13 protein-coding genes are annotated in these 10,357 nt (G+C 66.1%); 1 reads left to right on the forward strand and 12 read right to left on the reverse strand.

Annotation, left to right across the window (positions count from 1 at the left end; genetic code table 11):
• Window positions 1–56: 56 nt before the first annotated feature.
• From ACTWQA_RS57690 to ACTWQA_RS57745, 12 genes are read right to left on the reverse strand one after another with little or no spacing between them, the layout of a single operon-like run.
• Window positions 57–1,817 (reverse strand): LysM peptidoglycan-binding domain-containing protein, encoded by a 1,761-nt coding sequence (locus tag ACTWQA_RS57690; protein ID WP_443167267.1) that lies wholly within the window; start codon window positions 1,815–1,817, stop codon window positions 57–59.
• Window positions 1,818–1,852: 35 nt separating this feature from the next.
• A complete protein-coding gene (locus ACTWQA_RS57695; protein WP_443167268.1) occupies window positions 1,853–2,266 on the reverse strand; it encodes a pilus assembly protein TadG-related protein in 414 nt (137 codons plus the stop codon).
• Window positions 2,266–2,685 carry a TadE/TadG family type IV pilus assembly protein gene (locus ACTWQA_RS57700; RefSeq protein WP_443167269.1) on the reverse strand — a complete coding sequence of 140 codons (420 nt, stop codon included), beginning with the start codon at window positions 2,683–2,685 and terminating at the stop codon, window positions 2,266–2,268. Before ACTWQA_RS57700 ends, ACTWQA_RS57695 begins: the two co-directional genes overlap by 1 nt.
• Complete coding sequence (locus ACTWQA_RS57705) at window positions 2,682–3,059, reverse strand: TadE family protein (protein WP_443167270.1); 378 nt, start codon at window positions 3,057–3,059, stop codon at window positions 2,682–2,684. Before ACTWQA_RS57705 ends, ACTWQA_RS57700 begins: the two co-directional genes overlap by 4 nt.
• Window positions 3,056–3,235, reverse strand: coding sequence for a hypothetical protein (locus ACTWQA_RS57710; protein ID WP_443167271.1), 180 nt, complete (start codon window positions 3,233–3,235; stop codon window positions 3,056–3,058). Before ACTWQA_RS57710 ends, ACTWQA_RS57705 begins: the two co-directional genes overlap by 4 nt.
• A gap of 7 nt (window positions 3,236–3,242) precedes the next feature.
• Window positions 3,243–4,082 carry a hypothetical protein gene (locus ACTWQA_RS57715; protein ID WP_443167272.1) on the reverse strand — a complete coding sequence of 280 codons (840 nt, stop codon included), beginning with the start codon at window positions 4,080–4,082 and terminating at the stop codon, window positions 3,243–3,245.
• Window positions 4,079–4,945 (reverse strand): type II secretion system F family protein, encoded by an 867-nt coding sequence (locus tag ACTWQA_RS57720; protein WP_443167273.1) that lies wholly within the window; start codon window positions 4,943–4,945, stop codon window positions 4,079–4,081. Before ACTWQA_RS57720 ends, ACTWQA_RS57715 begins: the two co-directional genes overlap by 4 nt.
• A complete protein-coding gene (locus ACTWQA_RS57725) occupies window positions 4,942–6,321 on the reverse strand; it encodes a CpaF family protein (RefSeq protein WP_443167274.1) in 1,380 nt (459 codons plus the stop codon). The genes ACTWQA_RS57720 and ACTWQA_RS57725 overlap by 4 nt, the downstream gene beginning before the upstream one ends.
• Window positions 6,318–7,091 (reverse strand): hypothetical protein, encoded by a 774-nt coding sequence (locus tag ACTWQA_RS57730; RefSeq protein WP_443167275.1) that lies wholly within the window; start codon window positions 7,089–7,091, stop codon window positions 6,318–6,320. The genes ACTWQA_RS57725 and ACTWQA_RS57730 overlap by 4 nt, the downstream gene beginning before the upstream one ends.
• The gene (locus tag ACTWQA_RS57735) at window positions 7,092–7,739 is read right to left on the reverse strand and encodes an SAF domain-containing protein (RefSeq protein ID WP_443167276.1); all 648 of its coding nucleotides are present in this window, start codon (window positions 7,737–7,739) and stop codon (window positions 7,092–7,094) included. It abuts the gene before it with no gap.
• Entirely contained in the window at window positions 7,740–8,516 is a 777-nt protein-coding gene (locus ACTWQA_RS57740; protein WP_443167277.1) for a hypothetical protein, read from the reverse strand.
• Window positions 8,495–8,896, reverse strand: coding sequence for a hypothetical protein (locus tag ACTWQA_RS57745; RefSeq protein ID WP_443167278.1), 402 nt, complete (start codon window positions 8,894–8,896; stop codon window positions 8,495–8,497). Before ACTWQA_RS57745 ends, ACTWQA_RS57740 begins: the two co-directional genes overlap by 22 nt.
• 630 nt (window positions 8,897–9,526) lie before the next feature.
• Here ACTWQA_RS57745 and ACTWQA_RS57750 point away from each other — a divergent pair.
• Window positions 9,527–10,273: a MinD/ParA family ATP-binding protein gene (locus ACTWQA_RS57750; RefSeq protein ID WP_443167279.1), complete on the forward strand. Its 747-nt coding sequence runs from the start codon at window positions 9,527–9,529 to the stop codon at window positions 10,271–10,273.
• Window positions 10,274–10,357 lie beyond the last annotated feature (84 nt).

The following is a 10,357-nucleotide window of genomic DNA, read 5'->3' on the forward strand; positions in this document are numbered from 1 at the left end:
TGAAGGACGCGCACGAGGCCCGGGTTGCAGCCCGGCGAGAACTACGCCAGGATCCCCTATAACCCCTCCCGCGACTGATGGGTATTTAAGACCCGATCTGGTGCATTTTCTCTGACACACCTCGGGTGGAGAGCCAGGTAGACCAGCAGGCTGACCTGGAGCCAGCTCAGTTCCAAGGGTTGTGGTTGATCCCGGACCAGAACGGTCGGTGGCCCCAGGATTGAGAGCCGGACGAGCTCAGGCCCGTGCCAGGCGTTGCTCACTGGCACCGGCGATGAAGAAGCTGGATCCGGCGGCGGAGCGAGCGCTCTCAGCGCGGCAGCGGCCTCTTCTTGAGTGATGTGGAAGAGCTGCGCTGCCTCGAGTACATCGGCCAGACGCCCCTCAGCGTGCGTGATGCGGTGCTCTTCATCGAGGACGCACGTCGTCCCACCGTGCCATTCGCCCTGGATGAGGGCGCCCACACCTGTGTGCTTGCCTGACAGCAGCGGTGCCGTGATCCATTCATAGACCTCGTCGTTGAGGTCGGTCACGAGGAGTACGGCAGGCAGGGGCTCTCCAGGATCGCGTTCCCGGAGCTCGTCGATGGTGGATGCCTCCCTCTCGAGCATCATCCGGCGACGGGTGAAGTGGGTGTCGTTGAAGCGCTTGAGCGCTTCCTCCTGTGTCGCTGTCACCACCAACCCAGGAAGCGCCGGGAGCTCCGTCAGCAGTGCCTTGGCGGGGTCCTTGCTGATGATGATCTCGGCGCGGAAGTCGCTCGCCTGGCGGAGGCAGTCCACGATCAGGTAGCGGAGAGCATCATCCGCCCCTTCGCCGCAGAGCCCGAGTCCAGGCCCGGACAGGTCGATCTCGACCAACGAGCCGTCATCGCGTCGGCCGATCGCGGTCTGCTGCGGGACGTCGATCGAGTACGCCTCACGCAGAAGCATCTCTTCCTGAGGAGACTCCGCTTCTCGTTCGGCGAAGGACTGGCGGAAGGCTCGTCGAAGCTCGTGGACGGCCGGTTCAGGCTCGGGTTCGGGAAGGATGGTCACTGGGTCCGAAGGTGCGGGAAGGGTCCGTCGACGACGGTGGAGCAGGCGGTTCGCGACGAAGGCGGTGCTGACGCCAGCGGCGTAGGCCAGTGCCACCATCGAGCCCGAAGGAAGCTCGATGACGTCGGCGGCGGGTTGCTCTTGAGTAGGGCGCATTGTCGGAGGGGGTTCGACAACTCGCGGGCGCTCCTGCACGGACTTGGCAGGGGGCTTCTTGATAGGCAGGCGGAGCTTCCATCCTGGGTGGATCAGGTCGGGATCGGTGAATTGCCGTCCATCTGGCTGTGCGGAGCGAGCATTGAGCTTCCAGATCTTCGGCCACCGCCGGGGGTTGCCCAGCTTCTTGTCAGCGATCTTCCACAAGGTGTCGCCCTGCCGTACCCGATAGACGCGCTCCTTGGGTGCATCACCCAGCGGGTGATGCGGCGCCATGGCCACGACCGGCGGTGATGGAGACTCGGCGGATGCGGTGACCGGTACGCCTACGGCCAGCGTCGCCGCGGTGACCAGGTAGGTGGCGAGCCGCTGGAACCCGCTGAGGCCTCGGACCCGAGGAGCAGCACGCAGTCCGCGGGATCTGGAGACGAGCTCCAACGCTACGGACAGCGAGAACAACGCCCAGGCGCCCCACGCAATCAGCTCCAACGCCCAGATGAACAGCGTCCCGTCATCGCGGGCGGTCAACTGGTCGATGACATCGCGGAACTGAGGAAGGCGGTCGGGGAGGGGTGAGCCGATCGTCGAGAGCATGAGCCAGGGGAAGCCCACCGTGATGGCCACGAGTGCGATCAGGGCACCCACGGCCCTGAGGAGCCTCACCGGCCGGGCCCTTCGACTCCGGTGACCAGGTTCGCGGTCGCCGTGGCCGTCATGGAGACCGAGGAGAGTCCAACCAGGGAGAGCAACCAGGTGGGCTTGGTCACCGTGACGCTGACACGGATGGACTGCGGGCACGCGATACCCACTGAGCCGCTATGGCCGCTGGAAGAGAGATAGGCCTGTGCTGCCCTTACGGCCGTACCTCGATCGATCGTGGCCGCGGCACCCCGGTAGACGGCGGCGCGATCGAGTTGGCCGGCTCCAGCGCGGGCAGCCTCTTCGGCGACGCCGACTGCCTCCCAACCCGCTCGGAGCTTGGCGCCCACGTCCACCGACAGACCGATGAAGAGGAGCAGGACGGTGATGAAGATGATCGCGTAGGGCGTGATCGAGCCTCGGTCACTCCTCACTACGACTCCCTTCCGCGGTAGGGGTCGAGCGGGCTGGTGAAGCTCGCTGTGCGGTGCACGCTGCCAGGCAATCCAGGGAAAGCGACGTCACCAAGAGGAACTGTGCAGGAGACAGTGGCGGACACGATGGCTGGACTGCCAACCGGGCGGCTGAATCCAGCCGTGCTGACCTGGACGCTTACTGAAGTGCAGCTCACGCCTCTGCTGCTGAGCGAGTCCTGCGCGCTGGCCTGGGCGTTCGCCTGGGCTTCCGACGCGGTGCGGGCGATCGAGGCCTGCCGGGCCGCATCTCTCGCGGCGGCTTCCACGGCCGCTGAGGCGACGGTGATTCGTCCACCGGCCACGCCCAGGAGAATCACGAGCACGATCGCCGTGATGGCGAGCATCGCCTCCACCGTGGCACTTCCGCGATCGTTCATGGGGTCGTGAACCGTTCGACAGCTCCGGCGGCTTCTTCCGAGATCTGGATGGATGGCAAGAAGGGCACAAGGGACAGCGACTGGCCCCGGACCGTCACTCTGATCGTGGTCGCATCTCCTCCGTTGGAGGCGCTGATCGAGTGGAGGAACCCGCCGGCTGTCTGTACGGCGTAGCGCTGAGCGACGCCGGCGCCAGCCGTACGAGATGCTCCGTCGGCCCGGGCCGCGCGCACGCCTTGTTGTGCTGCGGCGAGGGCGACGGACTGGGCGAAGAACAGCAGGCACAACTGCATGCAGGCGAGGATCGTGAGCATGACGACGGGCAGCGCGATGACCACCTCCGCGCTGACGATCCCGCGGTCGGCGCGCTTCACAGGCTGATCGAGTTCGCCTTCTCGATGATCTTCGCGGTAACGATGCCCATGACCGTGAGCGCGACCAGGGCAAGCGCCGCGATGATGATCATCGCTTCGGCGGACATCGCGCCCTTCTCGCGAGCCTCGCGGGCTCGGTCGAGTCGGTCGCGCAGGAGTGCGAGCCAGTAGTTCATGGGCACCTCAACTCATGATCCGGTAGACAGCGGGGAAGCAGACGAGCACCAGGAAGCCGAAGACCGAGATGCCGATGGCGATGGGCATCTCGCTGGTGCGGCTGTTGGCGCGAGCGCGGGCATCGGTGAGCGCTGCGGTGCGCATGGACTGGGCCTTCGCCAGCAACGTTGCCAAGACCTGGGTTCCCTCCGAGCCCGCGTCCTCAGCGATGTCGGCGAGTTCGGTGAGCTCGGCGATGCCAACGCGCTTCCCGAGCTCCGCGAGACCACGCCACGGCTGCTCACCGGCCCGCTTGGCGTGTTCCAGCACCTGGGCGAGCTGGCCGAACACCCAGCCCGAGCCCACGTCGGCAGGGGCTTGGAGAGCCTGCGGCGGACCGGCACCCGCTGCCCGCTCCAGGGCGACCATGTCCAGGTAGGTCGCCAGCGCGGCGCGGAATTCCTGGCGGCGCTCGCGTGCCTGGCTGCGGGCGGCGTAGTCAGGGATCAACGCGAACATGGCGCCGAGCAGGACGCCGACGCCGGTGGGGATAGCCCAAGGCAACGGCAGCCCGACTGCTGAGCACAGGAGGCTCAGCGGAAAGGGCAGGAAGAGTCCCAACAGCAGGAACGCGACCCTCTGGAAGGTGAAGCGCTCGACGCTGATGCCGAGAAGGGCCAGGTCGTCGCGGGGGATCGGGAGGCGGCTCAGCCGTGCCGTGAACCACCCGATCCGGCCGGGGACGCGGGTGCCGTCGAGGCGGGCCAAGGCGGCATCCAGGCGTGGAGGGCCTGGGATCAACTCCGCCACCACGATCATCAGCCCGAGGCCGACTACGACGCCGGAGATGACGGCCAGCGTGCTCATGCCTTCCTCCCGGAGTCGGTGAGGAAGCGATGGCCGGGAGCCGAGGTGCCAAGTCGGTGCAGCCACCAGAGGGCTACCCCGTAGAAGGCCGCTACGACTGCCAGCACGATTTGGCCGATCGGTGTGCTGAAGGGCGCGACGTAGGACTGCTGGAAGACGGCGACGCCGGTGAACGCGACGAAGATGCCGATGATCCAGCGGACCGTGGTGCGGTGCTCAGCACGTGCGGCTTCGACTTCTCGCCGGTCGGAGACATCCTTGGCCACCAGCTCGGCGAGCCGGTTGAGGACGGCGCTCGCGCCTCTTCCGCGGCGCCGAGCGACCAGGATGAGAGCTGCAGCGATGCGATCGCCGACGGGGTCATTCAGCTCGTCGGCGAATCGACGGAGGGCCTCCTCGGTGGGCATGCGCGTGATCTTCAGCCGCCGCGCCAGTGCCGCCACAGGCTCGGTGATCGCGGGTGGGACGTTTCGAGCTGCGCTGTGTTCAAGAGCCTGCTCAAGGGCGCGGCCGGCAACGAGGAGGTCCGCTAGGCGTCGAGTCCACAGCTCCAGGGCTTCCAGCTTGCGGATGCGCTCGGTGGCCGCTCGTCCGGTCACGACCCGAGGCAGGGTGAGTACGGCTATCGCCGCGGTGAAGCCTGCGACGGGCCAGCCGGTCAGGCCGAAGACCACGACCGAGACGATGAGAGCCAGTGCGATCAGCCGGTGGTGACGGATCAGGCCGACCTTCACCGAGGCCCACCGAGAGGGCGGCCTGATCGGCTCATCGGCAGGTCGTTTGATCAGGCCGCCGATGATGAGCATGACGCCGCTCAGGAGCATGGCGGCGCTGAGTCCGGCCAGCAAGACAGTGGTGCTCACCGGACCTCCCACATCGCGGCCATGGGATCGAGGAGCGCTGGGTCGAAGCCCACGGCCTTGAGCTTGGGCAGGCACTGAGGGGTGATGTCCGGCATCGCTCGCCCGCCCGGGCCAGTGGCTCGGTAGAGGTGGTTGCGGCTCGGGAGCTCGCTGTCGGCCGGTGGCATCACCTCAAGGACCTCCGAGACGAAGCGGGTGTTGGTCTCCGGATCCATGCGCAGGTGAATGACGAGGTCGATGGTCTCACCGGTGTTGAGATGGATGACCGCCGGTGGGGTCTGGGCGCCGACGCCGCGGGTCCAGAGCATGACGATGCGGTTGAAGATCTCCTCGGTGCCGTCGGCATGGATCGTGCACATGGAACCGGGATGGCCGGTGTTCATGGCCTCGAACATCGGGACGATCTCGTCGGCTCGAACCTCGCCGACGATGATGCGCTTGATGTTCTTGCGGAGCGAGTGGGGGATCAGGTCGTTGAGCCCGACGGCACCGGCGCCTTCCGAGTTCGCCTGCCGTACCTGGAAGGCGATCACGTTCTGGTGGCGGTGCTTGAGCTTGTCCAGGAAGAGTTCGTAGTCGGTCTCCAGCGTGGCCAGGCGTTCTTCGGGGTCGATCACCGAGGCGAGTGCACGGAGCAGGGTGGTCTTGCCGGCCGCGGTCCCGCCGGTGATGACGATGTTGAGACGGGCCAGAACCGCCGCCTTCAGGAAGGCGTGCAGGCTGCGGTTGATCGTGCCGAGCCTAAGCAGGTCGTCCAGGGTGACGTCGACCAGGCGGTGGCAACGGATGCTCGCGCAGGGCCTCGTGGTGACGGCCATGGTGGCGCTGAGCCGTACGCCGACGCCGTCGTCTCCATCCCCGGGCTTGAGCGCCGTGTTGAGCAGGGGATTGGCGGCCGAGAACTCTCGCGGGTTGTAGCTCTTGTGGATCGCCCACATCTGGATCATCTTGATGAGGTCGTCGTCGCTGCCGGCCACGGCGGGTCCGCGCTCGCAGGTGCCGTCGTTGTAGGTGATCCACACCTCGTCGCAGCCGTTGAGGTCGATGCTCTCCACCCGGACGTCCTTGATGTACGGCGTGAGCACGCCGAGCTCGAAGCGCTCATCGATGACGGCATTCACCAGGCGCCTCTGGGTGGCGAAGCTGATCGGGTCTCCGCTGCTGAGTTGCCCCTGCGCCCATCGTTGCACTCGGGCCTGGATCACCTGGCGTGCCGCCTCCCGATCCTCGGTGTCCTTGAGATCGTCGGCGACGGACGCGGTGATGCTGAGGACTGCTTCGCGGAAGGCTGCATCGTCCAGGTCAGCGGAGGGTTGAGTAGCGCTCAGGAGCGGCTCGAACTCGGGTGCCGCAGGTGGCGGCCAACTGTTCGTCATCCCGCCACCGCCTCGGGCTCAGGGAGGTCGACGAGGTGCTGGCGCATGGCGAGCCCCAGGTGGGCGGCGCCGCGCATCAGCGATGCCCTGCGAATGGATCGCCGGGTGCGTTTGCCGTCCGAGAGGACCGCCGCTGACTTCGGGTCGTGTGGGATCTCGGCGAGAACGGGCAGTCCAAAGAGGGTCTCGCTGATCTGCTTGGCGGAGTAGTCACCCTTGCCGACCAGCCCCAGTGCAACCGGGACGCTGGTGCCGATATAGCGCCCGAGCGCGTCAAGACGTGGGCGTGCTTCGGCGACTTGCCTGAGTGTCGGCCGGAGGAGCATGACCACGAGGTCTGAGGCGGCGATCAGGCGCATGGGTGTGTCCGGGCGGCCGATCTGCCCCAGGTCGAGGATCACGTCCACTGCGCCGTCGGTGGCGGTGGCGAGGACATCGGCGATGGCGTCCCATGCGCCGTCGAGCTGAGCGTTGTGCCTTGGGTCCTTCAGGCCGGGGAGGAGCAGCCACTCGCGCACCCCCTGGTCGAGCGAGACCACATGCTCCCAGAGCACAGCGGGATTGGGGTTGTGGGCGATGGCCAGCGCGAGTTCGAGCAGTCCGCCGTGGTGGCCCTCCAGCTGCCCGGTCAGGAATCCCTGCAGAACGTTGCCGCCTTTGGGGTCACACTCGGCCAGCAGCGCCCGGCCTTCCCAGACGTAGCTCACGGCAAGGGCCGTGGTGGTCACACCAGGTGCGCTGCCGGGGCTCATGAGGGTATAGATCGCCACTCATGGCCTCCGCGGGTTGAGCACCAGGGCAACGCGGCCTTCTGCAGCCAGTGCGGCGAGGGCGGCGCCGTCGGTGTTCTTCACGATCAGGTCGACGACAACCAGCCCATCGGTATCCGGGCCCTTGGCCTGGTCTACGATGCCTTCGATCTTCGGCGCCTTCGTGACCGGTACCGTCTGGACGTCGGGCGTGAAAACTACGAGCACCGGGTCGCCTGGCTTCAGCCCGCGAGCAGGGAGGCGACTCGGCTTCAGGGCTAGCGGGACAAGTTGCTGGTCTCCGATTGGTGCGAACTGGTCAGTGACCAGGCGGCTCTGCACGAGCATCCCGCTCATGAGATCGGCCGCGGCTCTCATGCCGACGATCCGGCCGAGTTCCCGCCCAGGGACCGTGGCGACGAGGTCCTCAGCGCCCACCATCGTCGTGGTCACGTCGTTGGTGGTTATCGCCTGGCCCACTGGGACATCCTGCGCCATCACCACTACCTGCGTTCGATCGCTCAGCCCATTGACCGTGTGGAAGGCCAGCACCCCTCCGCCTGCGACCACGAGCACGCCGAAGAGCAGCAGCCCTCGCCGTCGCTGCCGGGGTTGCGGAGGCAGTTTCGGGATCTGGACCGGTGGCGCGGGCATGGTGTCGCGGACCATTCAGGTGCTCCTCTGGATCAACGCCTGACCTTCGGCGATGCGCAGCGGGAAGGTCGCTGAGGTCGTGATCGGCGGGAGCGGGCCGCCTGCACCGCCGGACCCGACCCAGCTCGCCGTCCACACGATGGAGACGGTCACCGTGTACTGGGAGCCGGGGAGCTTTGCGCTCGACCTCGTGAACCGGTGCCAGCACTTGCTCTTCTGGGCGTCCGGCGATCTCGAATGGTCGTACGGCAGACCAGGCCCTTTGCATGAGATCGTCTTCTGGCCCGATCCGGGGCTGAAGACCAGCGTGGTCGGGTTGGCCGCAACCTCCGCCCAGACGGGACCTGCTGTCGCGCGGGCACTGATCGGGCGCCACTGCTCTCGTTCGGCCCAGAAGTAGTGCTTCAAGCCGGTGTAGCCCTCGCGGTCACGAGGTGGGGCTGTCACGGTCATCGGCGCGGGCGGGGTCAGCTGCTTGAGTGCCTGCTCCAGCAGCATTTCAGGAGTGACGACGGGCGCTCCCGGCTCCCCTGGCGCGATGCCCTCGAAGAGGTTCTGCTGCCCTCTGGGTCCAGCGTCGCACTGGATGTAGGTGATCCCGTTGGCGCCAGGGATGGTGTGGCAGTTGGTGAGCCCGCCTCCGCCTCCGTGAGATCCAGATCCGGACTGGCCCGGCCGGCTCGCGTCGTGTGTGCCGAAGGCGACCCAGCTGTCTCCCCAGCGTGAGGCGCCGTTCTCGTCGTCAGCGGCGATCAGGCAGGCGATCACGCTCAGGGCGAGGGCGGCGTGCATGCGGCCCCCTTGATGCGCAATCCAGTGAGCCGCCACCGCCCGTCCGAGGACTGCTGGAGCATGGCGATGATGTCGGCCGTCGAGTTGCCCTTGGTCGTTTCGGGGATCACTTGGTGCGTGCGCCGGTCTGCCATTGCGGCTTGTGACATGTCCTGGCAGTCCACTACTTCGGCGTACTTCCCGCCGACCTTGACCTGCTTCACTCGCGGGATCATCTGGCCGTATGGTTCGCGGCCCTGGGCGACCATCTGCTCGACGCCTTTGACGAGGTGGTCCAAGTAGGCGCCCTTGGCGTACGGCTTGAGCAGCTTCCGCGCTCGTGAGGGGGATGACCGGCCGGCTTCGGTGAGTACCTTCCAGTACTCGATGTAGGTCTCCACAACCTGGTCGTGGGGAAGAGTGCGTGAGGGCTCGGGGCTGCTGGCCTCTGCGGATACCGTCGGCGCTGTGGGTCGAGGGGGCAGGACGGAGCTCTGACTTTCCTGGCACCCCATGAGCGCGAGGGCCGCCGTCAGGGCGGCGGCTGCGCGTGGGAAGCGCGCGACGTCTGGACTAATGGTCACAAACACCCGCATTTTGACTCCATGCACTGACTTGATCGCGGAGCGTAGCGTACGCATGGGGCAATCCAAATATCAAGCCTCTGAACAGGTCTTTCTCCGGAAAGTAATCAGAACACGCTCAGAGAAGGACCAGAGTTGTGGTTTAGCTGCGAGAAGGTCGAGGTACTTCCTGCTTGCGGTCAACACGTTCCGTAATCAGAGGAGGTCGCCGTGGTCCACGACACCGGAAACCTTGGTGACACTGTTCCGGTTCCTAGGCGAGATCACCTGACACCGGAGCTCCTCCTGCGAACGAAACGACGACCGCCGAGCGGAGGATGGAGACGCGCGGTCTACAAGACAACCGGCGGGCTCATCCATCCTGGTGAGTCCTCCGATGAGCTGCGTCGCAGGGAGTTGGTCGGCCGAGCTCGAACCCCGGTGGCCGGCGGGCATCACAGGGTGGCCGTGCTCAGCCTCAAGGGCGGCGTTGGGAAGACCACCACTGCGGTGGGGCTGGGCTCCATGCTTGCGGCGATCCGTGGAGATCGAGTCATCGCGGTCGACGCCAACCCAGACCGCGGCACGCTGTCTGATCGGGTGCGGCTGGAGACGCCGGCCAATGTGCGAGACCTGCTGACCGAGCTGCTCCGGATGGAGAGTCCGCGCTACGCCGACGTCCGGGCCTTCACCTCTCAGTCGGTGTCGAGCCGGCTGGAGATCCTCGCTTCTGCTCAGGATCCGGCTGTATCGGAGTCCTTCAGTGCGGGTGATTACCGGACTATTGCCTGCCTGCTGGAGCAGTTCTATTCGATCTGCATCACCGACTGCGGGACGGGGCTCCTTCACTCCGCCATGTCGGCCACGCTGGAGCTCGCCGACCAGGTCGTGCTCGTGACCATCCCTTCGGTAGCGGCTGCGCGATCTGCTGAGGCAACGCTGGATTGGCTTCAGGCGCATGGCCATGAGCGTCTAGCCCGTTCGGCCACCGTAGTTTTGTCGTGCACCCGAGCCAAGAGCTCTTCCAACGTAGATGTCGATGCTCTCCGGAACCACTTTGACAACCTATGCCGAGCTGTCGTCAGCATCCCCTTCGACCCCCACCTCGAGGAGGACTCAGAGATGGATCTTGAACGTCTCTCCCGAGAGACCAGCGAGGCATACCTTGGACTAGCCTCGGCTATTCAGCCGGTATTTCGTTCTGAAGATCGATAACTAAAAGAAGGTGCCTCCGACCTGCGATGATCTGACTGCTGAGATCATGAACATCGCACAGAACGGACGCACCTTCCGGGTGAA

This window comes from Nonomuraea sp. 10N515B, from assembly GCF_052245915.1.
Classification (GTDB): Bacteria; Actinomycetota; Actinomycetes; order Streptosporangiales; family Streptosporangiaceae; genus Nonomuraea.

Excerpts from the sequence above, each read along its gene's own strand:
- ACTWQA_RS57725 (WP_443167274.1), bottom strand. The coding sequence starts at position 6,321 with ATGACGAACAGTTGGCCGCCACCTGCGGCACCCGAGTTCGAGCCGCTC.
- ACTWQA_RS57700 (WP_443167269.1), bottom strand. The coding sequence starts at position 2,685 with ATGAACGATCGCGGAAGTGCCACGGTGGAGGCGATGCTCGCCATCACG.
- ACTWQA_RS57735 (WP_443167276.1), bottom strand. The coding sequence starts at position 7,739 with ATGGTCCGCGACACCATGCCCGCGCCACCGGTCCAGATCCCGAAACTG.
- ACTWQA_RS57710 (WP_443167271.1), bottom strand. The coding sequence starts at position 3,235 with ATGAACTACTGGCTCGCACTCCTGCGCGACCGACTCGACCGAGCCCGC.
- ACTWQA_RS57715 (WP_443167272.1), bottom strand. The coding sequence starts at position 4,082 with ATGAGCACGCTGGCCGTCATCTCCGGCGTCGTAGTCGGCCTCGGGCTG.
- ACTWQA_RS57740 (WP_443167277.1), bottom strand. The coding sequence starts at position 8,516 with ATGCACGCCGCCCTCGCCCTGAGCGTGATCGCCTGCCTGATCGCCGCT.